Raw genomic sequence first — 23170 nt, forward strand, 5'->3', positions numbered from 1 at the left:
AACGGAATGGACATCTCTTCGGCCGTCAGGGCTATCCCGCACACTTTCGAATTCGAACTCGCGCAAAGGAATCCCGTGTCTTATTCAATCCAGCTGTACACCCTCCGCAACGCCCTGCAGGAAGATCTACCCGGCACCATCAAGAAGGTCGCCGAGCTCGGCTTCACCCAGGTTGAGCCCTACAACTTTGTGGCGACGGCCACTGAGCTCGACGCAGCCCTGAAGGAAAACGGCCTGACCGCCCCGTCCGGCCACGCCCCGCTGCTGAGCCAGGACCAGGATGAGATCTTCGCCGCGGCCAAGGAACTGGGCATCAGCACGGTGATCGATCCCTACCTCCCGGCCGAGCACTGGCAATCCGCCGAGGACATCCAGGCCACCGCAGCGAAGCTCAACGCCGCCGCCAAGAAGGGCGCCGGGTACGGCATCCGCGTCGGCTACCACAACCACGCCTGGGAGTTGGAGTCCAGCATCGAGGGCCAGACCGCCCTGGAGTACTTCGCTGGGCTCCTCGACCCGGAACTCGTCCTGGAAGTGGACACCTACTGGGCCGCCGTCGGCGGCCAGGACCCGGCCCAACTGCTGCAGCGCCTCGGCGACCGGGTGAAGTTCATCCACATCAAGGACGGCCCCCTCACCACCGACACCAAGGCGCAGCAGCCGGCCGGCCAGGGCAAGATCGCCGTCTGGGACGTCATCAACGCGGCACAGTCCCTCGAAGTAGGCGTCGTGGAATTCGACGACTACTCCGGCGACATCTTCGACGGCATCGCCCAGAGCCTCGATTACCTGCAGAGCGGTTCCGCCGGCGCGCAGGGCGTGAACGCATGAGCGCCGCACCGAATCAGGCAACGGTGAACCGGGCCACTGGGCGCGGTCCGGTGGGCGTCGCGGTCATTGGCGCCGGCAACATCAGCAAGCAATACCTGGACAACCTGACGGTCTTCCCCGACCTCAAGGTCCACGTCATCACCGACCTCTTCAAGGACGCCGCCGCGGCGCGCGCCAAGGAATACGGGATCGCCGAGTCCGGCGGCGTGGACGCCGCCCTGAACCACCCCGACGTCGAGATCATCGTGAACCTGACCATCCCGGCGGCCCACGTCGAAGTCGCAACGGCCGCCGTCAATGCCGGCAAACACGTCTGGACGGAAAAGCCGTTCTCGCTGGACCGCGAATCCGGCCTCGGCCTGCTGAAAACGGCCGACGCCGCGGGGCTGCGGCTCGGCTGCGCCCCGGACACGTTCCTGGGGTCCGGGCTGCAGACCGCGCGGCGGCTGATCGAACGCGGCGACATCGGCACGCCGCTGACGGCCATGACCACGTTCCAGACCCCAGGGCCGGAATCCTGGCACCCGAACCCAGCGTTCCTGTTCCAGTACGGCGCCGGCCCCCTGTTCGACATGGGCCCCTACTACCTGACTGCCCTGGTGCAGACGTTCGGCTCCGTGCGCCGCGTGGCAGCGACCGGTTCCAAGGCCAAACAGGTCCGGATCATCGGCTCCGGGCCCAAGGCCGGTGAGGAATTCACGGTCGAGGTCCCCACCCACGTGTCCGCCATGGCCCAGTTCGAGTCCGGCGCGTCCTCCCACAGCGTCTTTTCGTTCGAGTCCCCGCGGCTGCGGATGGGTTTCGTGGAGATCACCGGGACCGAGGCCACCATCTCGCTGCCGGATCCGAACTACTTCGACGGGGACGTCAGGCTCTGGCGCGCCGGCGACGAGGAATGGACCGTCATCCCGGCCACCGGCCCCAGCCAGGGCCGCGGCATGGGCGTGCTGGATATGGCACGCTCCATCCGCGCCGGCGTCCCCCACCGCGCCACCGGCAATCTCGCCTACCACGTCCTGGACACCATGGTCTCGATCTCTGAATCGATCGACTCAGGCACCTTCATCGACGTGGAAAGCTCCGCCCCCGCCTCCGCGGCCCTCCCCGAGGACTGGGACCCCACCGCTTCCACACTCTAGGAACCAGCAATGAACTCCCAAGAAACCAACCCCGGCCCTCCCCCTTTGGGCGTGGCCATGATCGGGTACGCGTTCATGGGCAAGGCCCACTCGAATGCGTGGCGGAACGTTGCCAGCTACTTCGACGTCCCGGCCTTCGAACGGCGCGTCCTGGTCGGACGCGACCCTGTGGGGGTCGCCGAGGCGGCCGCCAAGTACGGCTGGGCCGAGTCGGCCACAGACTGGCGCGCTGTGATTGCCCGCGATGACATCCAGATCGTCGATATCTGCGCGCCGGGGTTCATGCACGCGGAAATCGCCATCGCCGCGCTGGCCGCCGGCAAGCACGTCCTCGTCGAAAAGCCGCTGGCCAACACCCTGGCCGAGGCCGAGGCCATGGCGGCGGCGGCCCGGAGCGCCCAGGACAACGGGGTGCAGTCGATGATCGGCTTCAACTACCGCCGGGTCCCGGCCCTGGCGCTGGCCCAGGAGCTGATCGCGGAGGGCCGCCTCGGCGCCATCCGGCACGTCCGCGCGGCCTACCTGCAGGACTGGCTCGTGGACCCGGATTCGCCCATGACCTGGCGGCTGAACAAGGACACCGCCGGGTCCGGTGCGCTGGGCGACATCGCCAGCCATGCCATTGACCAGGTGCTGTTCCTCCTGGGCGAGCAGGTCACCGAGGTCGCCGGCCGGCTGCACACCTTCACGCCCAGCCGGCCCGGCCCCAATGGTCCGGAACAGGTGACGGTCGACGACGCCGCCTGGGCCACGCTGACCCTCGCCTCCGGGGCCGTCGCCTCGGTGGAGGTCTCCCGGGTGGCCACCGGGCAGAAGAACTCGCTCAAGCTGGAGATCTATGGCGACAAGGGTGCCCTGCTGTTCGATCTGGAGGACCTGAACGAGCTCGGCTTCCTGGACGCGACACTGCCAGTCCGCGAACAGGGCTTCCGCCGCATCCTCGTCAACGAACCCGAGCACCCGTATCTTGAGGCATGGTGGCCGCAGGGCCACGTCATCGGCTGGGAACACACGTTCACGCACGAGATCCGCGACTTCCTCCTGGCGGTGGGCAGCGGAACCCAGCCGTCGCCGTCGTTCGAGGACGGCTTGACCGTCCAGCGGATCCTGGCCGCCGTGGAGGAAAGCGCCGCGGCCAATAGTTCGCTCATCCAGCTCACCCCGTCCGCACCGACCACCCAGACGACTACCCAGACGACTACCGAAGGAGCCTGACATGCCCCGCCCGTACACCCTGTTCACCGGCCAATGGGCCGATCTGCCCTTCGAGGAAGTCGCCCGCCTGGCCTCCGGCTGGGGCTACGACGGCCTGGAGATCGCCGTGTCCGGCGACCACCTCGACGCCTGGCGCTGGGACGAGCCCGGCTATGTCGAGTCCAAGATCGCCGTGTTGAAGAAGTACAACCTCAAGGTCTGGGCCATCTCCAACCACCTCAAGGGCCAAGCCGTGTGCGATGACCCGATCGACTTCCGGCACGAGGCCATCGTCGGGTCCAGGGTGTGGGGCGACGGCGATCCCGAAGGCGTCCGGACCCGTGCCGCCGAGGAAATGCAACATACCGCCCGGCTGGCCAAGGCCCTGGGCGTGGACACCGTGGTCGGGTTCACCGGGTCCTCCATCTGGCAGTACGTCGCGATGTTCCCGCCCGTGCCGCAAAAGGTGATCGAGGCCGGCTACCAGGACTTCGCCGACCGCTGGAACCCCATCCTGGACGTCTTCGACGAATGTGGCGTCCGGTTCGCCCACGAGGTCCACCCCTCCGAGATCGCCTACGACTACTGGACCACCGTCCGGACTCTCGAGGCGATCGGCCACCGCAAGGCTTTCGGGCTGAACTGGGACCCGTCCCATTTCATGTGGCAGGGCATCGACCCGGTCTCGTTCATCTGGGACTTCAAGGACCGGATCTACCACGTGGACTGCAAGGACACCAAGCTCCGGCCCACGGGCCGGAACACCGTGATGGGCTCGCACCTACCCTGGGGCGACCCGCGCCGCGGCTGGGACTTCGTCTCCGCCGGCCGCGGAGACGTGCCGTGGGAATCGTCCTTCCGCGCCCTGACAGCGATCGGCTACGACGGGCCCATCTCGGTCGAGTGGGAGGACGCCGGCATGGACCGGCTCCATGGCGCCCCCGAGGCCCTCGCAGCGCTCAAGAAGTTCGACTTCCCGCCGTCGAACACCTCCTTCGACGCCGCCTTCAAGCAGTAAGGGACCGGCGAAAAGCGGCAATAGTGAACGCTCGCTTATTCCTTGACGGATCAGAACCGGTGCTGTAACAGTTAGCTCGTGGAGGGCGCATCGATGGAGAACCACAACGAGACTGATGCCGTGAATGCTTCCGAGGCGCTCCACTCCGGCTCCCCCGCACCGCCGCCAATCCTGGAAGTCCGCGGGCTGACAAAGAGTTTTTTCGGCATACCAGTACTGGAAGATGCCCATCTCAGCCTTCACCGGGGGCAGGTTCACGGGCTCATGGGGGAAAACGGCGCCGGAAAGTCCACGCTGATGAAGGTGCTGGCCGGGGTGTACCAGCCCGACGCCGGAACCGTACTCCTGGATGGCCAGGAAGTGAACTTCAGCCACCCCACGAAGGCCCACGAAGCGGGGCTGTCATCGGTGTTCCAGGAGTTCAATCTCCTCCCCGACCGGACGGTGGCCGAGAACATCTATCTGGGCCGGGAGCCGCGTCGCGGACTGCTCGTGAACAAGGCCTTGATGAATTCGCAAACGGCGGAGTTGCTTGATTCTCTGGGGATTGCCGACATCCGGCCCACCATGCAGGTGAGGAGCCTGACGGTGGCTGAGCAGCAGGTGGTGGAGATCGCGAAGGCGGTCAGCTACGACGCTCGGATTATCTCCATGGACGAGCCGACTGCGGCCTTGGCCGGCGCCGAGGTCAGACTTCTCTACGAGATCGTGGCACGCCTCCGTGATCGTGGAACGGCCATCCTTTACGTCTCCCATCGTCTCCGCGAAGTGTTCGACCTCTGCGACGTCATCACCGTCCTGAAAGACGGCAAGGTGGTCAGCAGCCTGCCCGCCTCCGAACTCGACGACGCCCAGCTGGTCCGGCTGATGGTGGGCCGGCCCATCTCGGCCTTCTTCCCGGACAAGCTACCGCGGGAACCCCAGGAGGACCTGGACCCCGATGGTCCTGAGGAGAAGCCGATCCTCGAGCTGCAAGGCGCCGGAAACGGCCAGCTGGACGGGATCAGCCTCAGCATCCGGCCCGGCGAGATTGTCGGTCTGGCAGGGCTTCAAGGGTCCGGCCGCACGGAATTGCTTCATGGCATCTTTGGCGCAGCTCCCTTCACCCGCGGAATAATGAAAATGGCCGGCGGGGAGCTGCTGCCCAAGTCGCCGCGCCAAGGCGTGCGGGCACGGATGGCCCTGATCACAGAAGACCGCAAGGCTGAGGGTCTGAGCCTGAACCAGTCCATCTTGGACAACGCACTCAGTGTGATCAGGTCGGTTTTTCCGCGCCGCACAGGAGCCGTCAGGACAGAAATCCCGGGCGTATTCTCCTCCCTCGAGGTTATCGCCCGTGACTTGGACCAAGAGGTGCAGTACCTGTCGGGCGGCAACCAGCAAAAGGTGGTCCTCGCCAAGTGGCTGGCTATCCGCCCCCTGCTGGTCCTGCTGGATGAACCCACCCGCGGCATTGACGTGGGGGCCAAGGTGGCGGTGTACCGGCTGATGCGCCAGCTCGCGGCGGAGGGCAAGGCCATCTTGATGGTGTCCAGCGAGCTCCCGGAAGTTATCGGCATGTCGGACCGGATCCTTGTCATGCGTGATGGACGGATCGTCGGCGAACTGCCTGCCGGAACGTCAGAAGAAGCCATCCTTCAGCTGGGAACCGGCGCCAGGACGGCACCCGAAGGAGAGGCATGAAACAGCGAGGGGGCTTCTTCCAGAGACTGTCCTCCACTCAGATCGTCTACCTCGTGGCGCTGGTGACCCTCATCCTGGGTGTGTTGCTGGTGAACTCCATCGGGCGGAGTTTCTTCAGCCCAGGAAATATCTCGAGCATCCTGACAGGAACGAGCGTTCTGGGCTTCATCGCGATCGGCCAGACACTGGTCATCCTGGCAGGCAGCCTGGACCTGTCAGTTCCCTACGTCACCAGCCTGGCCAGCCTCATCGCCGCCGGTGTGATGGCCAACAATCCAAACAACATCCTGTCCGCAGTCCTGCTGACGCTGGGGACGGCAGCAGTCATTGGACTCGCGAACGGGCTGATCGTCGCCCGCCTGAACGTGCACGGATTCATCGCCACGCTTGGCGTGGGCCTGATCGTCAGCGGCTACCTCGCCACCAATTTCAAGGGCAGCTTCGGCCAGACACCGCTTGCGTTCCGTCTGGTCGGAGCCACCGGGATCGGCCCAGTTCCGGTCTCCACGATCATCATGCTGGCCTCTGCGGGGCTGGCCGGGCTGCTCCTGCACCGCACACGTGTCGGGCACCACCTCTACGCTGTCGGCGGCGACATTGCCGTCGCCCGTACGTCCGGAATCCGCGTTGACGTGCCGGTCATCACGGCGCATGTCATCTGTTCAGTACTGGCGGGGATGGCAGGGCTGCTCCTTGCCAGCAGGCTCGGCGTAGGCAGTCCCACTGTAGGTTCCCAGGGCGGCTATGATCTGCTCTCCATCGCAGCAGTTGTTCTCGGCGGGACGTTGCTCTCCGGTGGCAAGGGGACTATCACCGGCACCCTCGGCGGCGTGCTGATCTTTGCCATGTTGGACAACATCATGTCCGTCATGCAGGTCAACCCGTTCCTGAAGGACGTGGTCAGGGGCGTAGTCATCGTCCTCGCCGTCGCCGTCTACGCCCGGCGCCGGATCGTCAGCAGACCGGAACGGTTCGACGCGAAAGGTTCCGCGGAAGCGCCCGCTGCCCAGCCTGTGCCCGTGGAGGGGCCATGAGCACGGCACTGAACTCCGAGCGCAGAGCGGTTCTCAAGCAGAACCGTGCCGGCCGTTCCGAGCGGCTCCTGCGCGCCGTGCGCACCCCCGGCGGCGCCGTCTTCATCCTGCTGATCGGGCTCCTGGCGGCCATCGTCGTCTTGAATCCGTCCTTCGGGGAGCCGAGCTCCTTCATCCGGTTCGTTGGCAGGACTGCCCCCATTGCCATCGCCGCCATCGGCCAGTACTTCGTGATTGTCGGCGGGGAATTCGACCTGTCGATGGGATCGGTCGTGACGATGCAGGTCATCATTGCCGGCAACCTTATACGGCAGGACGATTCCAAGGTGATCCCCGTGCTGGTCCTGATGTTTGTGCTGGGTGCATTCATCGGGTTGGTGAACGGACTGATCACCACCCTGCTGCAAGTCCCGAGTTTCATTGTCACGCTGGGCATGATGCTGGCGCTGCTCGGGCTGGTCCTCTACTGGACCGGCGGCGCGGCTCAGGGGAACCCTGCGGACAGCTTCCGGCAGATCGGACGCGGCGGCATCCAGGACGTTCCGGTCCTGGACATCATTCCCTACCCGGTCATTATCCTGACGGCGGTGGCGGTCGCGGCGTTCGTTCTGATGCGCCGCCCGTACGGCCGCATGCTTATCGCGATCGGCGACAATCCTGCGGCGGCCGAACTGACCGGCTCCCGCGTCTGGTGGGTGCGGACGCGCGCCTTCATGATGTCGTCGCTGTCGGCCACTGTGGCCGGCGTCCTGCTCGTGGGTTATGCGGGCGTGCACCCGTCGGTGGGGCGCGGGTACGAGTTCACGGCGATCACCGCCGTCGTTCTCGGGGGCGTTGTGCTGGGCGGCGGACGCGGCTGGGTCCTGTCCGCCGCGGCCGGGGCGTTCGCCCTGGAGTCGTTGTTCACCCTCCTGAACTTCATGGGTGTCCAGGCGACGTGGCGGGACACGGTCCAAGGAGCAATCATCATCATCGCTGTGGCCGCAGCATCCAGGTCGTGGCAGCGCAAGCGCAAGGGAGCCAGTTCCGCTGCCCATGACGAAAAGCACCAGTTGGCCGCAGCGCCCACGCCCGCCGAGGGCATCGAACAAGGAGGAGAAAGAGTCTGATGCGCAATAACCCTGTCCGCGCGATCGCCCTTGCCGCAATATTGCCGCTGGTGGCCCTGACCGCATGTACCACCACCGACCCATCCGTCACCCAAACGTCAGGGACCGGCACAGGCTCTGCGGCGGCATCCAGTCCGGCAAGCAAAGACTGGTTTGACCAGACGCTCTACGACACACAGAACCAGCAGCGCTCGGCAACCTTTGAAGGGAGCCCGGAGAAGCCCTACCTGCAGTACATCGCGGGCCCGATGACGGACACGTCCAAGTTCAAGGCACCGGGAGCGCACAAGGTCTGCTTCGCCAACGCCTCCATCTCCAACCCGTGGAGGCAAACCGGCTGGATCACCATGAACCAGCAGCTCAAGGCACTCCAGGGCTCCGGGGTCATTTCCGAAATGGAAACACGCGATGCCAAGGACAATGACAACACCCAAATTGCGGACATCGACTATTTCATCGCCGAGGGCAAGTGCGATGCGTTCGTCATTTCACCCAATTCCACGGCCGCCCTCACCCAGGCCGTCGAACGTGCCTGCCAAACAGGCAAGCCCGTGGTGGTGTTTGACCGCGGCGTGGAGACCGACTGCGCCACCACGTTCATCCATCCGATCGGCGGATTCGCCTGGGGCATCGACACCGCTACTTTCCTGAGTGACAAGCTTCAGTCCGGGGACAAGGTGGTTGCCCTTCGCATCCTCCCGGGTGTGGATGTCCTGGAGCACCGCTGGGCGGCGGCCAAGAAGATCTTCGGGGAAAAGGGAATTCAGGCCAAGGACTACTTCACCGGCGCCGACCCGACCGAGATCAAGAAGATCATCTCCGATGAACTGGCCACAGGCGACGTCAAGGGCGTCTGGATGGACGCCGGCGACGGTGCGGTGGCTGCCCTCGAGGCCTTCGAGGATGCCGGCAAGGCCCTGCCGGTGATGACCGGCGAGGATGAGATGAGCTTTCTGAACAAGTGGAAGCAAACCGGGATCGTGGCCATGGCTCCGGTCTATTCCAACTTCCAATGGCGGACGCCGCTGCTGGCCTTGGAGAAGATTTTCAAGGGCGAGCAGGTCCCTACCGAGTGGGTTCTGCCGCAGAAGCCCATCCTCGCAGACGAACTGGACACGTGGCTGCAGCGTAACGCAGGCATGCCGGGCGGTCACTACGCCAAGTTCGGCGGCGAGGACCTGGCCGGCTACCCGGAGGTCTGGCAGAAACGGCAGATGCCCTGACGCGGGCCGGCGGTCCCGCGGAATTCCCCGCGGGACCGCTGCGTCTGGAACTTTCAGCAGGACAAACTGACGGAAGGAGACAGCTTGGAGCGTCTGACCGGGATCAGCACCTGGGTCTGGGAATCCCCCTTGACCGACTCCAACCTCCCCGGACTACTTGCGAAAATCGCCGCCATGGGGTTTGACGCCGTCGAACTCCCGCTGGAAAACGACGGCGACTTCACGCCCGGGACGGTGCTGGATTCCCTCGCGGCAAGCGGGCTTAAACCGTTTGTGGTGGGGGCCATGGCACCGGGCAGGGACCTGGTAGCAGCGGATCCGGGTTCCGTGGAAAGGACGCAAGCCTATCTGGCAGCCTGCATCGCCATGGCCAGCAGCATCGGCTCGCCCACTGTGTGCGGACCCTTCTACGCCCAAACCGGCCGGGTCTGGCGCATGTCTCCGGAGCAGCGGCGGGACGCCTACGCGGAGCTGCGCCGAAACCTCCAGCCGGTCGCGGCCCGGGCCCAGGAGGCGGGTGTGGTGCTGGGCATCGAACCCCTGAACAGGTATGAAACGTCGCTGATTAACACGGTAGACCAGGCGCTTGAGGCGCTCGGGCCGCTGCTCGGGAAAGGCGTCGGCCTCGCGCTGGACAGTTACCACCTTCACATCGAGGAGCGGTCGGTGGCCGCGGCGGTCCGGGCCGCCGGAGAACATCTGGTGCACGTGCAAGTTTGCGGGAACGACCGCGGCGCCCCCGGCGGGGACCAGACCGACTGGAAAGGTTTCCTGCAGGTGCTGAATGAAGTGGGCTACACGGGGCCCCTCAACATTGAGAGTTTTACGGTCGACAATGCCGCCATTGCCGTCGCGGCGTCCATCTGGCGCCCGCTGGCTCCGAGCCAGGATGAGTTGGCTCAAGGTGGCCTGGCTTTTCTCCGCAGCCTGTGAGTGCGCTGTAGGGCGTCGGGACCAGCGCCCACTAGAGTCTCTTCTGGACAGCTAGCGCCGGAGGAGGCGCCATTTGACGGCCTTAGCTGGCGAAGAATTTCGGCACTTGCCAGGAGATCCACCATGACGCACCAGATCCGGACAGCCACCGCGGACGACGCCGGGAGGCTGGCCGCACTCGCGGCCATCACCTTTCCGCTGGCGTGCCCGCCGGAATCCCGGCCGGAGGACATCGCGGCGCATGTGGCCAATACCCTGAGCGAGGCCAATTTCCGGGCCTACCTGACCGATCCCGCGGTAACGGTGCTGGTGATCGATGCCGACGGCGACCTCCGCGGCTACAGCCTGCTGGTGGCGCGCCCCACCCGGGACCCGGATGTGGCCGGGGTCCTGCGCGAACTGCCGTGCACCGAGCTGAGCAAGTGCTACGTCCACCCGGAGCACCACGGGCTCGGCGCCTCGGCCGAACTGATGCACGCCAGTATCGGGGCGGCCGCGGCGGCCGGCGCCCGCGGGCTCTGGCTCGGCGTGAACAGCCAGAATGCCCGGGCCATCCGGTTTTACGAGAAGTCCGGCTTCCGCAAGGTCGGCACCAAGTCCTTCCAGCTGGGCAACACGGTGGAGCACGACTTCGTGATGGAGCGCCCGGTCGCGCTGTGAGCGGGGCCGCGTGGCCGTGAGTCCGTCAGCCCGTGACGCCGTGACGCCGTGACGAAGCCGACAGGCCGCAGAGGGAATGGACCCGGCGCCGCCGCGGTTGTTGCCGGCATGAAGATTGAGATCTGGTCCGACGTCGCTTGCCCCTGGTGCTACATCGGCAAACGCCGATTCGAAACCGCCCTCGCGGCCTTCCCGCACCGCGATTCCGTGGAGGTGCAGTGGCGCAGCTACCAGCTGGACCCCACGCTCCCGGAGCATTACGACGGCACCGAACTGGACTACCTGAGCACGCGCAAGGGCATGGCCCCGGCGCAGGTATCGCAGATGTTCGAGCACGTCGCGGCGCAGGCCAAGGGCGAGGGGCTGAACTACCGGTTCGACGCCGTCGTGGTGGCCAACAGCTTCACTGCCCACCGGCTGATCCACCTCGCCGCCGCCCAAGGCCAGCAGGACGCCGCGAAGGAACGCCTGCTCAGCGACCACTTCGAGCACGGAAAGGACATCGGCAGCCAGGAGTACCTGACCGCCCTGGGCCTGGATCTCGGGCTCGACGCCGGCGAACTTGCGGAACTGTTCAGCACGGACACCTACGCCGACGCCGTCCGCAACGACATCGCCGAGGCCCGCGCCCTGGGTCTCAGCGGCGTTCCGTTCTTCGTGATTGACCGGAAGTTCGGGCTCTCGGGCGCCCAGCCCGCGGAGACCTTCAGCGCGGCCCTCGAGCAGGCATGGCAGGACAGCCACCCGCTGGTCATGGTGGGCGCCGCGGGGGCTGGAACCGCCGCGGATGCCCCCGGCGCGGCCAGTGCCGGGGATCCCAGTGCCGCGGATTCCGGTGCCTGCGGGCCCGACGGCTGCGCCGTCTGAGCCCGCCGTCTGAGCCCGCCGTCGTCGAATTCGCCGCAGACGTCCGAGTTCGCGGGAAGTTTACGGCGACCCCGCAGGATTCCGGCGAACTCGCCGCCTTGGCGGCCACGCAGCCCGTTACCGGCGACTCCCTGGGGCCAGGCGGATCCCCCGGCCTAGAGTGGAGCATGGACACTTCGGCCGGCCCGGGCGGACGCCGGACCTCCCTGTTTACCGACCACTATGAGCTGACCATGTTCCAGGCGGCCCTGCACTCCGGGACCGCACACCGCCGGTCCGTCTTCCAGGCCTTTGCCCGGGGGCTGCCGGCCGGGCGCCGGTACGGCATCGTAGCCGGCACCGGCCGGCTCCTTGAGGGGATCGCGGACTTCCGCTTCGAGCAGGACGACCTCGATTTTCTGGGCAGCACCGGCGTGGTCCATGAGGACACGCTGGATCAGCTGGCCGCCTTCCGGTTCTCCGGCGACATCTGGGGCTATCCGGAGGGCGAGGCGTATTTCCCGCACTCCCCCGTCCTGATCGTCGAATCGACGTTCGCCGAGGCCTGCGTCCTGGAAACCTACGTCCTGTCAGTGCTGAACCATGACAGCGCCATCGCCTCGGCCGCGTCCCGGATGATCAGTGCCGCCGGCGGCAGGCCCTGCATTGAGATGGGCTCCCGCCGCACCCACGAGGAAGCCGCCGCCGCAGCGGCCCGCGCGGCCGTGATTGCCGGCTTTTCCGGCACATCCAACCTGGCTGCAGGGCGGCGTTATGGCCTCCGGACCATCGGCACCGCGGCCCACTCCTTCACCCTGCTCCACGACTCCGAGCGCGCGGCCTTCGCGGCGCAGCTGGCCTCCCTGGGACTCGAGACCACGCTGCTCGTGGACACGTACGACGTCGAAGCGGCGGTCCGCACCGCCGTCGGCCTCGCCGGAGACAAACTCGGGGCTGTCCGGCTGGACTCCGGAGACCTCGTGGCCCAGGCGCGCTGGGTCCGCGAACTCCTGGACAGCCTCGGCAACACGCACACCAGGATCGTGGTGACCTCGGACCTGGACGAATTCTCGGTCGCCGCGCTCCGGTCTGCCCCGGCCGATTCCTATGGCATCGGCACATCGCTGGTGACCGGATCCGGGGCGCCCACCGCCGGGATGGTCTACAAGCTGGTAAGCCGGGCCGGGGACACCGGTGAGCTGGCCGCCGTCGCAAAGACCTCGAAGGACAAGATCAACATGGGCGGGCGCAAGTTCGCCGTGCGCCGCCTCGACCACCGCGGCACCGCCACCCACGAGGTCCTCGGCGTCGGCCACCCGCCGGGCACCGGCAGGAACGGGCGCCCCCTACTGCAGCAGTTCATGAAGGATGGCGAGATCCTGCCCGGCTGGACCGGACCGGACGCGGTCGGGCGGGCGCGGGAACGGCACACGGCCTCCATGGCAGAGCTGCCCCGGGTGGTGGACAGGCTGCAGCCCGGCGAGCCGGCCATCCCCACCATCTACGAATAGGTCTGCGAGCAGGCGGCCCTTGGTGGAGGGCTCAACCACCTAGTCTGGCGAGCGGTGCAGGACAAAGATGCCGCCGTATGCGGGCTGGTCCGATCGCTGCCGATCACTGTCGGTGTATTCGTTCAGCACAGCCTCGATGCGCGAAATGAGGTCCTCAGCGTCTCCCTCGGAGAGGTGCAGAACGAAGCGTGAGAGGCTGGCAAGCGCATCCGGCCCTGCGTCCGTCAGCTCTTCCCGAAACGCCTCGATCGGTGCCAGCGGACCGTCCGGACCAGCTTCACGCAGTGCGGTGTCCAGATTCCAGGACCGCCCCGTGGAACGATACGGCTTCTCCAGCGCACCACTTCGCCCCGTGCGGACCTCCGCGGGTTCAAGGAAGCCGGTGGAGAGCAATTGCCGCACGTGATAGAGCATCGTCCCCGGGTCCTGGTCCAGTCGGTCGGCGAGTTGCTTGTTGGTCAGTTCGTGGAGCCCGCACAGGCGCAGGATCCTCAAGCGCAGCGGATGGGCCAGCGCCTTAATTTCCCGGGCGCTCGCGGCGGGTTTTTTCCCCGCCGCGCTTGTCTGCTCAGCGTCCGTCATGTATCCATCCTACAAACTGATGTACTAGATTCAACCACCTTGAATTTTCTCAATCAATAGGGAATGGTTCACGTATGACTGTTCATGCTGCGCCGGTGAAGGAACGGGTTCGTGCTCCCCTGGGCGTGTCCTACTGGAAGCTGTGGACCTCATCCGGGCTGTCCAACCTCGCGGACGGCGTCTTCAAGATCGCGCTGCCACTGTTGGCCATTCAGCTCACTCAGTCACCCACGCTTATTGCCGGGCTGACCGTCGCTGCGACGCTTCCCTGGCTTCTCTTCGCCCTGACTGCCGGAGCGCTGGCCGACCGGCTGGATCGGCGCAAGCTCATGGTGTGGGCCAACCTCAGCCGCGCCCTGCTGCCCGCCGTGCTGGTCGCCGTCGTCCTGCTGGATTTCGGCTCCATTTGGGCACTGTACGCTGTCGCATTGATGGTGGGTGTGGCCGAAACGCTCTACGACACCTCCGCCCAGTCGATCATGCCCCAGGTGGTGCACAGGGATCAGCTGTCGCGCGCCAACGGCCGGCTCTACGCCGTCGAGCTCACCGCCAACCAGTTCATTGGCCCGCCGCTGGGCGGGCTGCTGGTGGCCACCGGCGTCGTTGCGGGCCTTGCCGTGCCAGCGGCACTGTGGCTTGCCGCCGTCGGTGGCCTGCTCCTCATCCCGGGGGCTTTTCGCACAGAGCGGGAGCAGAAGACGACACTGCGATTCGACATTGGTGAGGGTTTGCGGTTCCTCTGGAACCAGAAGATCCTTCGCACGCTCGCGGTGATGACCGGGGTGTTCAACTTCGCATCCAGCGCGGCCTTCGCGGTCCTGGTGCTGTTTGCCGTGGGTCCGGCCTCAGAAATGGAACTGTCCGAAGTGGGGTTCGGCCTACTTTTGACCACCTCGGCTCTCGGCGCCTTCGTTGGCTCGTTCATCTCCGAATGGGTGGAGGCCAGGCTGGGGCGTTCGAAGTCGCTGACGCTCGCTGTCTTCGGGGTCGCGCTCTTCGTAGGTGCGCCCGCCCTGACCGACAACCCCTATGTTCTTGGCCCAATCCTCTTTGTGGGCGGCATTCTGATCGTGCTGTGGAACGTCATCACCGTATCCCTGCGCCAGCGCATTACTCCCAACCGCTTGCTGGGCAGAATCAACAGCGCCTACCGGCTGCTGGCTTGGGGCACCATGCCGCTCGGCGCAGCAGCGGGCGGCCTGCTGGCCCAATGGCTGGGCCTGCAGGTCATGTTCGGCATCATGGGGATACTGACCCTCGCACTGCTCGGGATGGTGCCCATCCTCACGGACAAGGCCATTGCCGCGGCCGACGTCGAATCCTAAGTTGCTACGGCGTGGACTCTAACGATCGGCGTTTTTCGCAGCGTCATTTGGCGCTCATGGTCGGTCCCGCGGTTCGCCTTCGGGTGGCTGGGTCGTTGCGGTGTGCGCGTTGGCTGGAGCCGGTTCAGCCGGACTTTTTCCGGTTGTACTCCAGCTGGTGAGGAAGTCGAGTTGTTGCTGGGCAGGGCTTCCCGGTTCCGCGGTGTAGGCGATGAGGGTCAGCCCCTCTCCGGGGAGTTCGAGTGAATCGCCCGTGAGTTCAATGTCCCCCACGAGTGGGTTGTGCAGTGTCTTGGTAGCTGAGCGGTGGAAGCGGACGTTGTGCCGTGCCCAGCGGGTCGAGAATTCCGTGCTTCCGGTGGCGAGATCACCAATGAGGCTGTTCAAGGCCCTGTCGCGCGGGTTGCGGCCTGCTTCGGTGCGGAGGGCGGCGGCGAGGTCATCTGCGAGGGTGTTCCATTCGAGAAAGAAGTCCCGGGAGCGTGGGTCGAGGAACATGAACCGTGCGAGGTTCAGGGGCAGGATGTCGGGGCTGAGGATGCCCCCGTAGAGGGCGAAGCAGAGGCTGTTGGCGGCCACGATGTCCATACGTGAATTGCGGACGTAGGCGGGCGTGCCTGTCATCCCGGCCAGGATCCGTTGAACGCTGGGCCGCAGTTCCGCCCGTACCCGGCGCTTTTCTGATGCCCGCGATGGCGCGGCGGCCTTAGCGAGGTCGAGCAGGTGGGCCCGTTCAGCCTCATCGAGCTGGAGGGCCACGGCGAGGGATTCGAGGACACTCTCGGAAACTCCCCGCAGGTTTCCCCGTTCGAGCCGGGCATAGTATTCCGTGCTGACGCCGGTCAGCATGGCCACTTCCTCGCGTTTGAGGCCGGCCACCCTCCTTGTCCCGCCGTAGGCGGGCAGCCCGGCCTGGACGGGTGTGATGCGCGACCGCCGGCTCATGAGGAACTCGCGGACGTCTTGACTGTTCTCCATGGCCCCTACGCTACGGCGGCCCGGCCCGGCCTAACAGGAACTGCCAGTACACCGCACGGCAGGCACTCCCGCGCGCAGGAATTGGCTGGTTTTCTGGAATGAGTCCAGTTTCCCCATCCTGCAAGGACACCATGAATACCTTCACCCTCAACAACGGCGTCCAGATGCCGATCCTCGGCTTCGGCGTCTTCCAGATCCCCGACGCGGAAACCCAGGCCGCCGTCGAAGCCGCCCTCGCCGCCGGTTACCGGCACCTGGACACGGCGGCCTCCTACGGCAACGAGGCGGCCATCGGCGCTGCAATCAAGGCGAGCGGAATCGCCCGCGAGGAGCTCTTCGTCACCACCAAGCTTTGGATCCAGCACGCCCCGGCCGGCAGCGTTCAGGACGACACCAGGCGCGCCTTCGAAAACTCACTCCGCCGGCTGGGACTGGACTACCTCGACCTGTACCTCATCCATCAGCCGCTTGGAGACTATTACAGCGAGTGGCGGGCCATGCAGGACATCCACACGGAAGGCCTTGCCCGTGCGATCGGTGTGTCGAACTTCCACCCCGACCGGCTGATCGACCTCATCGACCACAACGAGATCGTCCCTGCCGTCAACCAGATCGAAACCCACCCCTTCCACCAGCGCGCCGCCGATCACGAGCTGATGCGCGAACGCGGCGTCCAGATCGAGTCCTGGGGGCCATTCGCTGAGGGAAAGAACAACCTCTTCACCAATCCGGTCCTCAGCGCCATCGCCGAGGACCACGGCAAATCCGTCGCCCAGGTGGTGCTCCGCTGGCTCATCCAGCGCGAGGTCGTCGTCATCCCCAAGTCCGTGCGTCCGGAGCGGATGGCCCAGAACCTCGACGTCTTCAACTTCGAGCTCACCGACGAGCAGATGGGCAAGATCGCCACACTGGATACCGGCGCCAGCCTCTTCTTCGACCACCGTGACCCCGCCATGGTGAGCTGGCTGGGCGGACGCAGGATCGACTAACCCGGCCCGCCTTCCGTCCGGGTGACCCGACCGGCCACCCGGACGGATCCCTTGTCCCGCGTCCCCGGGGCCATTGCCCGCCCCGGGACAGCAACCACCACCAGAGAACCCAGTGATGATCCCGAGCCAAGAGACCATTAGCCGGCGCTCAGTCCTGCGTTCGGCCGTTTGCGGTCTAGGCGCTGCCATGATCACGGCCGGAACATCGGGCTGCGCCCCGCAAGAACGGAACGCCCCCATGCCATCCCAAGACAAAGCCACGTCTCCATCCATGGAGGACACGCCAGAGCCCGGGGAAGGCCGGCGGGTCCTGCTCGCCTACTTCTCACGCGCCGGGGAGAACTACCATTACGGCGGCCGCACCAACCTCGTCGTCGGCAACACCGAGGTGCTGGCAGGCATGATCGGCAACCTCATCGCGTGCGACATACACCGCATCGAGGCCGCCGACCCCTACCCCGAGGACTACGACGCGACCGTCGCGCGCAACGTCCGCGAGCAGGACGGCAACGCCCGCCCGGCGGCCATTGCCTCGCAGCTGCGCGCGATCGAGCAGTACGACACGGTGCTGCTGGCCAGCGGGATCTGGAACGTCAGGGCGCCGATGATCATGGCGGCATTCGCCGAAAGCTACGACTTCACCGGCAAAACAGTCCACCCCGTCACCACGCACGCCATGAGCGGGCTCGGCACCACCGAACGGGATTACGCCCGCTCCTGCCCGGGGGCGACCATCGGCGAAGGGCTCGCGGTGCGCGGCGAGGAAACCCGGGACGCCGGACCTGCTGTCGAGGCCTGGCTGCGCCGCGCCGGGCTCCTCCAGGGTTAATTGGGCCAGGCGTAGGGTGGAAGTTGGACGAAAGGAGCACTTCATGAAGAAAATCCTCATGGTACTGACCAGCGTTTCCGAGATCGGCGATACCGGCGAGAAGACCGGTTACAACGTGGCAGAGGCCGCACATCCCTGGAAGGTCTTCAAGGATTCCGGGCATTTCGTCGATTTTGCGTCCATCCAGGGCGGCCAGCCCCCGCGCGACGAGGTGGACTCAGAAGATCCCATCCAGGTCGCCTTCACGGAGGACGAGACCACGCGCGCCGGGCTCTACAACACGGCCCGCGTCGACGTCGTTGATCCCGACCAGTACGACGCCGTCTATCTCGTGGGCGGCCACGGCACCATGTGGGACTTCCCGGACAGCGAAGGCTTGCAGAATCTGGTGGCCAGCGTCTACAACGCCGGCGGCTTGGTGGGCGCGGTCTGCCACGGACCGGCCGGCCTGCTGAACGTCGAATTGAAGAACGGGCTTCGCCTCGTCGAGGGCCGGAAGGTGGCCGCCTTCACCAACGACGAGGAGGTTGCCGCAGGGAAGGATAAGGTCATCCCGTTCTTCTTGGCAGACCGGCTTGAGGAACAGGGCGCCACCCACGTCTCCGCTGGAGTCTTTGAGGAGAAGGTGGTGGTTGACGACCGGCTGGTGACCGGCCAGAACCCGGCCTCAGCCGCTGGCGTGGCCAAGGAGATGGAGAAGCTCTTCGCAGAGGTCATCCACCAGGAAAAAGCCGAGGAACAGCATGAGACGGAGGCTCTGCGCGCCGAGAAGGACGCCGAGAAGAGCGCCAAGAAGGCTGCCGCGGAAGCGGAGCACTAAAACCAACAGCGCATTGAAACTGGCGGCCAGTCGGCGTCGTGCGCCGGCAACCACACTGTCCAACGCATCGCCGGAGTGCTTCAGGTTCCGGGGACCACGATCTACGGCACCGGCTACGGGGTGGGCGTGCTCTGCCGGGAGGCGCGACCTGAATTTACCGCTGAAGAAACGCGGCCAGTTTGCGCTGTAATTCACAGGTTAGGCCTCCGGTTCAGGGTTTCCCAGCTAACTCGGTGTCTCGAAACCTTCCCGTCTCGAATCGCTAGCGTTTCAAGACAGCCGGCACGAGCAGACAGCTGATGTGACTGCCGGTGCGGGGGCGTGTTCGCACCATTAGCTGGGGGTCAGCGAGGGTGACATTTAGCGCGCCGCGAAAATACCGCCATTTATCGCTGAAATTCACACTCCTGCCGCCACTTGAAAGCGGCCCGAGCGATGATTGATGGCTCTTCACAGTTGAGGGTGTAATCGCTGGCTGGATGTTGGCTGGCGGGTCGGTCCCGGGGCAGCGATGCGCAACCGCAGCCGGAGGCCCGATCTTGTGTCACCGTTCGCAGTGGACTTCTTCGCGTACCCGCTCAGATCGGTCAACGGCGCACCCGATAGCGCAGGTGAAGCACCCGGTTGCCCTGAATCACCACGTCGGGATCCTCCAACAGGTGCTGTGCGTGGACCGACCCGAAGTAGCGCTTGCCGGACCCGAACACGACGGGTACGACGTCCATGCGCACCTCGTCGACCAGGCCCGCGGCAAGCACCTGGCCACCGACGTCGCCAGCGGCGACCTCGACGATGCGGTCACCCGCGAGTTCCTGCGTCTTGGCCACGGCTGCCTCGACGCCGTCGACGAAGTGAAACGGCGCCTCGGGGTCCCAGCCCTCGGGCTGCGGCCGGTGCGTCACGACGACCACGTGGTCGATCCCGCTCGGAGGCTTCCCGTCCCAGCCGTCCGTCAGGTCGAAGACGTGGCGGCCGACGAGTGTCGCCCCGATCTGGTCCCAGTACGGCCGGGTGTAGTCGTAGGACGTCTGCGACACCTTCACCTCGCCGCTCTCGTCCAACGGGACGTCACCGTTGGACAACCAGTCGAACAGCGGTCCGGGCTGGTCGTTCTCGTCCGCGACGAAGCCGTCCACCGACACCGAGCTGTACATGACCACCTTGCCCACGGGGCTCTCCTCTGCTTTGGGGTGCCCCCACATTAGCGTGTCGTGAGCTGTCGCTCTAGTAAGAAATCAATCGGCCGGCAGCGGCCAGCCGTCCAGCGTGTGGCCGGGATGTTCGCGCCGGAACCGCCGCCGGACTTCGACGTACGGGGTCGGCGTGAGCCCGGTGAACGCCCGGAACTCGTGGCCGAAGTGGGCCTGGTCGAAGTAGCCTGCGCCACCGGCGAGGTCACCCCAGTCGATCGGTCCGGCGGCGGCGGTGGTCGGCGCGTCGGTGGCCGGGTAGGGGTCGAGGTCTCCCGAAGATGGAAGTTCTCACACTGCCCATCCGGAAGACCTCGACGTGCCTGACGCTACCCCTGGGGCGGGCTTTGCCTGCCCTGATCTGACCGTGTTCTGCCGACTCGACGAGCTCGGTCTCGAAGTGACCGGGCAGCGGTTCGAGCCGGACCGTGCTGTCTTGGTCTGTCGCGTCGTCGAGCCCGACGGGTCGGATGAGAGGTGGTGTCGTCGCTGCGGATGCGAGGGATCGCCGCGCGACACAGTGATCCGGCGTCTGGCGCACGAACCGCTGGGTTGGCGGCCGACCACGCTGGTGGTCACGATCCGTCGCTATCGGTGCTCCGGCTGCGGGCATGTGTGGCGCCAGGACACCAGCCTCGCCTGGAACACCGCCAACGACGCCGTCCTGGCCGAGGGCAAGCGGGTCCTGATCGACGATCCGCACCGGCTCGACGGCGTCCAGGTGCTCGGCGTCGATGAGCACGTCTGGAGGCACACCCGGCGCGGCGACAAGTACGTCACCGTGATCATCGACCTCACACCCATCCGGGACGGCACCGGCCCAGCACGGCTGCTGGACATGGTCGAGGGACGCTCGAAGCAGGCGTTCAAGCAGTGGCTGAGCGGTCGCCCCGAGGCGTGGCGCGACGGGGTCAAGGTGGTCGCGATGGACGGGTTCACCGGGTTCAAGACCGCCGCGGCCGAGGAGATCCTCGCAGCGGTCGCGGTGATGGATCCCTTCCACGTGGTCCGCCTAGCCGGTGACGCGCTCGACAAGTGCCGGCGTCGGGTCCAACTCGCGATCCACGGCCACCGCGGTCACAAGGACGACCCGCTCTACGCCGCCAGGAGGACCCTGCACACCGGCGCCGACCTACTCACCAACAAGCAGAAGGACCGACCCACCGCCCTGTTCGCCGCCGAAGAGCATGTCGAAGTCGAGGCGACTTGAGGGATCTACCAGCGGATGATCGCCGCCTACCGTCACCCGGATCGAACGAAGGGGCGCGAGCTGATGCAGAACCTGATCGGGTCGGTCAGCGCAGGCGTTCCCGCTGCGCTGAGCGAGGTGATCACGCTGGGCCGAACGCTGAAGAAGCGCGCCGTCGACGTGCTGGCCTACTTCGACCGACCCGGCACCAGCAACGGCCCAACCGAGGCGATCAACGGACGACTCGAACACCTCCGCGGCTCCGCCCTCGGGTTCCGCAACCTCACCAACTACATCGCCAGATCGCTACTCGAGACCGGTGGCTTCAGGCCGCTGCTACACACTGGATTGTGAAGAGCCTGATTGATCCATGGCGACCCTCCATGAATGTCGCGATGAGATCCTACTCCTCGATTACTTACTAGACTCGCGCGGGTACCAGTCAGAATTCCCTGGTGATCGTACTGAACGGCGGTTCGAGCTCCGGCAAGTCCTCAATTGCTAGAGCGCTTCAGGAAATCCTCCCGGTCATCTGGTTGACCTTCGGCGTCGGCACGTTCATCGACGCACTTCCTGCTAGACGTACGACGCCTCGACCCCGTGGAAGGAATGGCGACAGCGAGCTTTGAGCGTGCACGGCGGAGTTGTCCCATCCTGGCCGGCCGCCATGGGCCAGCGTGCGCCGCTTCCATGGCAGGAGACATCACTTCCTCCCCGTCCAATAAGTCGAGTTCGTCCTGGCATGCGGCCCAAGTTGACCGCACGTTCATCCCCTGGACCGGGTCCTCATTAATGTTCCAGCGGCACAAGTCCGCTGGTTTGTGACTGACAAACGCGGAGTTATGGCCACGCCCCGTTCTGCCGCCTGGCACCTTCTGATCAGGGAATTTCTGACAGTCTGGCCACGGCGGCAATATCTTGCGGGGTCGTTCGACAGCACCCGCCAATGAGCCGGGCACCAAGTTCACGCCAGATGGGCGTTCCCTCCGCAAGTCTTGTGGGCTGTTTACTGTCCGGGCCCGCCGGGCTGTCCCCTGCCGCGGCCGGCCCCCACGTCTTGGTGACTGCGTCGTAGCTTTCGCCCGAATTTGGGTATGCAATCAGGGGCGTATGGGTGGCTTTGCCCAGGGCGTCCAGGGATGGCGCGACCAGTTCCAGCGGCACACAATTCACGCCGATCGCCACCGCGAGCGGCTGCTCCCTACACAGCCTTGCCACCTGAGCCAGCGGCGTGCCGTCGCTGATGTGCCCACCGTCCCGTAGCGTGAAGGAAAGCCAAGCTTCGACGTCGAACTCTTTCATGAGTGCCAACAAGGCCTCGGCTTCCGGCAATGAGGGCAGCGTCTCACAGGCAAGAAAGTCCGCTCCGGCCTCTACCAGCGCCGCGATTCGAGGCCGGTGGAACTCCAGAAACTCGTTTCGGCTGAGGATGTAGTCGCCCCGGTATTCCGATCCGTCCGCGAGGTACGCGCCGTAGGGCCCGACCGATCCTGCAACCAGCAGGGGGCCCGCATCGGGATTTTCGGCTATGTATTCGCGCCGCGCCTCGTCGGCCAGACGCACACTCAGTGCCACCCGCTCCAAGGCCTCTTCCTCGCCGATGCCGCGCCGCGCAAATCCCAGGGGTGTGGCCTGATAGCTCGCCGTGATGGCCACCGCGGCTCCGGCACGGAAGTAATCGTGGTGTACGCGTTTGACCAGTTGCGGTTGTTCCAGAAGGACTTTAGCCGACCACAAAGGGTCGTCCAGATCGCAGCCGTGCGCTTCAAGCTCGGTGGCGAGTGCGCCGTCCAGGGTCAGGTTCGCTCCGGCATCGAGCATGCGGGAGAGCTTGGTGTTACTGGGCATCGTTTAGGGCTCCAAGCGGTTCGGTTCGTTCTTGTCTGACGGGCGGACGCGGAGCCTCGTGGTCCGGCAATGCAAGGTAGCACAACGTGGAGCGCCAAAGGCGCGGCACAGCGTGGGGCTTCTACATGACGGTCAGCAGCCCCTCGCAGCCGATATCTCCCGGTTCCGCCACGCACCAAGCTGTGCTTCAGTGAAGTGAAGCCGCCATCCGAGATGTGCGTAATAGACATTTTTCAATG

General features: G+C 65.7%; 21 protein-coding genes and 1 pseudogene. 18 read left to right on the top strand and 4 right to left on the bottom strand.

The window, feature by feature from the left end:
- Positions 1-75: 75 nt before the first annotated feature.
- The 12 genes from M2428_RS14420 to M2428_RS14475 all read left to right on the top strand — a co-directional run bounded on the left by M2428_RS14420 (position 76) and on the right by M2428_RS14475 (position 13181).
- A complete protein-coding gene (locus M2428_RS14420) occupies positions 76-831 on the top strand; it encodes a sugar phosphate isomerase/epimerase (RefSeq protein ID WP_277526635.1) in 756 nt (251 codons plus the stop codon).
- Positions 828-1970 (top strand): Gfo/Idh/MocA family oxidoreductase, encoded by a 1143-nt coding sequence (locus M2428_RS14425; protein ID WP_277526636.1) that lies wholly within the window; start codon positions 828-830, stop codon positions 1968-1970. Before M2428_RS14420 ends, M2428_RS14425 begins: the two co-directional genes overlap by 4 nt.
- Before the next feature lie 9 nt (positions 1971-1979).
- Entirely contained in the window at positions 1980-3185 is a 1206-nt protein-coding gene (locus tag M2428_RS14430; protein ID WP_277526637.1) for a Gfo/Idh/MocA family oxidoreductase, read from the top strand.
- Position 3186: 1 nt separating this feature from the next.
- Positions 3187-4182, top strand: coding sequence for a sugar phosphate isomerase/epimerase family protein (locus M2428_RS14435; RefSeq protein WP_277526638.1), 996 nt, complete (start codon positions 3187-3189; stop codon positions 4180-4182).
- A gap of 93 nt (positions 4183-4275) precedes the next feature.
- Positions 4276-5865 (top strand): sugar ABC transporter ATP-binding protein, encoded by a 1590-nt coding sequence (locus tag M2428_RS14440; RefSeq protein ID WP_277526680.1) that lies wholly within the window; start codon positions 4276-4278, stop codon positions 5863-5865.
- The gene (locus M2428_RS14445; RefSeq protein ID WP_277526639.1) at positions 5862-6899 is read left to right on the top strand and encodes an ABC transporter permease; all 1038 of its coding nucleotides are present in this window, start codon (positions 5862-5864) and stop codon (positions 6897-6899) included. The genes M2428_RS14440 and M2428_RS14445 overlap by 4 nt, the downstream gene beginning before the upstream one ends.
- Entirely contained in the window at positions 6896-8008 is a 1113-nt protein-coding gene (locus M2428_RS14450) for an ABC transporter permease (protein ID WP_277526640.1), read from the top strand. Before M2428_RS14445 ends, M2428_RS14450 begins: the two co-directional genes overlap by 4 nt.
- Positions 8008-9231 (top strand): substrate-binding domain-containing protein, encoded by a 1224-nt coding sequence (locus tag M2428_RS14455; protein ID WP_277526641.1) that lies wholly within the window; start codon positions 8008-8010, stop codon positions 9229-9231. Before M2428_RS14450 ends, M2428_RS14455 begins: the two co-directional genes overlap by 1 nt.
- 84 nt (positions 9232-9315) lie before the next feature.
- Complete coding sequence (locus M2428_RS14460) at positions 9316-10164, top strand: sugar phosphate isomerase/epimerase family protein (protein WP_277526642.1); 849 nt, start codon at positions 9316-9318, stop codon at positions 10162-10164.
- 123 nt (positions 10165-10287) lie between these two features.
- Positions 10288-10824, top strand: coding sequence for a GNAT family N-acetyltransferase (locus tag M2428_RS14465; protein WP_277526643.1), 537 nt, complete (start codon positions 10288-10290; stop codon positions 10822-10824).
- Positions 10825-10932: 108 nt separating this feature from the next.
- Complete coding sequence (locus M2428_RS14470) at positions 10933-11691, top strand: DsbA family oxidoreductase (protein ID WP_277526644.1); 759 nt, start codon at positions 10933-10935, stop codon at positions 11689-11691.
- 167 nt (positions 11692-11858) lie between these two features.
- Positions 11859-13181, top strand: a complete 1323-nt coding sequence (locus tag M2428_RS14475; RefSeq protein WP_277526645.1) for a nicotinate phosphoribosyltransferase — start codon at positions 11859-11861, stop codon at positions 13179-13181.
- A 39-nt stretch (positions 13182-13220) separates the two neighbouring features.
- Here the strand turns inward: M2428_RS14475 and M2428_RS14480 are convergent, their stop codons facing one another.
- Entirely contained in the window at positions 13221-13763 is a 543-nt protein-coding gene (locus tag M2428_RS14480; RefSeq protein WP_277526646.1) for a helix-turn-helix domain-containing protein, read from the bottom strand.
- A 74-nt stretch (positions 13764-13837) separates the two neighbouring features.
- Here M2428_RS14480 and M2428_RS14485 point away from each other — a divergent pair, with 74 nt between their 5' ends.
- Positions 13838-15088, top strand: coding sequence for an MFS transporter (locus M2428_RS14485; protein ID WP_277526647.1), 1251 nt, complete (start codon positions 13838-13840; stop codon positions 15086-15088).
- A gap of 54 nt (positions 15089-15142) precedes the next feature.
- On the opposite strand, the gene M2428_RS14490 is transcribed toward M2428_RS14485, so the two are convergent.
- A complete protein-coding gene (locus M2428_RS14490) occupies positions 15143-16066 on the bottom strand; it encodes a helix-turn-helix transcriptional regulator (protein ID WP_277526648.1) in 924 nt (307 codons plus the stop codon).
- A gap of 131 nt (positions 16067-16197) precedes the next feature.
- Between M2428_RS14490 and M2428_RS14495 the strand changes: the two genes are divergently transcribed.
- The 3 genes from M2428_RS14495 (at position 16198) to M2428_RS14505 (ending at position 18704) form a co-directional block, all read left to right on the top strand.
- Positions 16198-17055, top strand: coding sequence for an aldo/keto reductase (locus M2428_RS14495; RefSeq protein WP_277526649.1), 858 nt, complete (start codon positions 16198-16200; stop codon positions 17053-17055).
- 271 nt (positions 17056-17326) lie between these two features.
- Positions 17327-17884 carry a flavodoxin gene (locus M2428_RS14500; protein WP_277526650.1) on the top strand — a complete coding sequence of 186 codons (558 nt, stop codon included), beginning with the start codon at positions 17327-17329 and terminating at the stop codon, positions 17882-17884.
- Between the two features lie 43 nt (positions 17885-17927).
- The gene (locus M2428_RS14505; protein WP_277526651.1) at positions 17928-18704 is read left to right on the top strand and encodes a type 1 glutamine amidotransferase domain-containing protein; all 777 of its coding nucleotides are present in this window, start codon (positions 17928-17930) and stop codon (positions 18702-18704) included.
- A 587-nt stretch (positions 18705-19291) separates the two neighbouring features.
- Here the strand turns inward: M2428_RS14505 and M2428_RS14510 are convergent.
- The gene (locus tag M2428_RS14510) at positions 19292-19873 is read right to left on the bottom strand and encodes a dihydrofolate reductase family protein (RefSeq protein ID WP_277526681.1); all 582 of its coding nucleotides are present in this window, start codon (positions 19871-19873) and stop codon (positions 19292-19294) included.
- Between the two features lie 340 nt (positions 19874-20213).
- On the opposite strand from M2428_RS14510, the pseudogene M2428_RS14515 reads away from it, so the two are divergent.
- Both M2428_RS14515 and M2428_RS14520 read left to right on the top strand, forming a co-directional pair.
- A pseudogene (locus M2428_RS14515) lies at positions 20214-21437 on the top strand (ISL3 family transposase).
- A gap of 101 nt (positions 21438-21538) precedes the next feature.
- On the top strand, positions 21539-21712 hold the full coding sequence (locus M2428_RS14520; protein WP_277526652.1) for a hypothetical protein: 174 nt from the start codon (positions 21539-21541) through the stop codon (positions 21710-21712).
- Positions 21713-21962: 250 nt separating this feature from the next.
- On the opposite strand, the gene mmuM is transcribed toward M2428_RS14520, so the two are convergent.
- Complete coding sequence (gene mmuM / locus M2428_RS14525; protein ID WP_277526654.1) at positions 21963-22931, bottom strand: homocysteine S-methyltransferase; 969 nt, start codon at positions 22929-22931, stop codon at positions 21963-21965.
- Positions 22932-23170: the final 239 nt, after the last annotated feature.

It is taken from the genome of Arthrobacter sp. ES3-54, from assembly GCF_029504395.1.
Classification (GTDB): Bacteria; Actinomycetota; Actinomycetes; order Actinomycetales; family Micrococcaceae; genus Arthrobacter.

Bases quoted from the DNA above. Each gene is read 5' to 3' on its own strand.
- M2428_RS14425 (WP_277526636.1), top strand. From the start codon at position 828: ATGAGCGCCGCACCGAATCAGGCAACGGTGAACCGGGCCACTGGGCGC.
- M2428_RS14430 (WP_277526637.1), top strand. From the start codon at position 1,980: ATGAACTCCCAAGAAACCAACCCCGGCCCTCCCCCTTTGGGCGTGGCC.
- M2428_RS14435 (WP_277526638.1), top strand. From the start codon at position 3,187: ATGCCCCGCCCGTACACCCTGTTCACCGGCCAATGGGCCGATCTGCCC.
- M2428_RS14440 (WP_277526680.1), top strand. From the start codon at position 4,276: ATGGAGAACCACAACGAGACTGATGCCGTGAATGCTTCCGAGGCGCTC.
- M2428_RS14445 (WP_277526639.1), top strand. From the start codon at position 5,862: ATGAAACAGCGAGGGGGCTTCTTCCAGAGACTGTCCTCCACTCAGATC.
- M2428_RS14450 (WP_277526640.1), top strand. From the start codon at position 6,896: ATGAGCACGGCACTGAACTCCGAGCGCAGAGCGGTTCTCAAGCAGAAC.
- M2428_RS14455 (WP_277526641.1), top strand. From the start codon at position 8,008: ATGCGCAATAACCCTGTCCGCGCGATCGCCCTTGCCGCAATATTGCCG.
- M2428_RS14465 (WP_277526643.1), top strand. From the start codon at position 10,288: ATGACGCACCAGATCCGGACAGCCACCGCGGACGACGCCGGGAGGCTG.
- M2428_RS14470 (WP_277526644.1), top strand. From the start codon at position 10,933: ATGAAGATTGAGATCTGGTCCGACGTCGCTTGCCCCTGGTGCTACATC.
- M2428_RS14475 (WP_277526645.1), top strand. From the start codon at position 11,859: ATGGACACTTCGGCCGGCCCGGGCGGACGCCGGACCTCCCTGTTTACC.
- M2428_RS14480 (WP_277526646.1), bottom strand. From the start codon at position 13,763: ATGACGGACGCTGAGCAGACAAGCGCGGCGGGGAAAAAACCCGCCGCG.
- M2428_RS14485 (WP_277526647.1), top strand. From the start codon at position 13,838: ATGACTGTTCATGCTGCGCCGGTGAAGGAACGGGTTCGTGCTCCCCTG.
- M2428_RS14490 (WP_277526648.1), bottom strand. From the start codon at position 16,066: ATGGAGAACAGTCAAGACGTCCGCGAGTTCCTCATGAGCCGGCGGTCG.
- M2428_RS14495 (WP_277526649.1), top strand. From the start codon at position 16,198: ATGAATACCTTCACCCTCAACAACGGCGTCCAGATGCCGATCCTCGGC.
- M2428_RS14500 (WP_277526650.1), top strand. From the start codon at position 17,327: ATGGAGGACACGCCAGAGCCCGGGGAAGGCCGGCGGGTCCTGCTCGCC.
- M2428_RS14505 (WP_277526651.1), top strand. From the start codon at position 17,928: ATGAAGAAAATCCTCATGGTACTGACCAGCGTTTCCGAGATCGGCGAT.
- mmuM (WP_277526654.1), bottom strand. From the start codon at position 22,931: ATGCCCAGTAACACCAAGCTCTCCCGCATGCTCGATGCCGGAGCGAAC.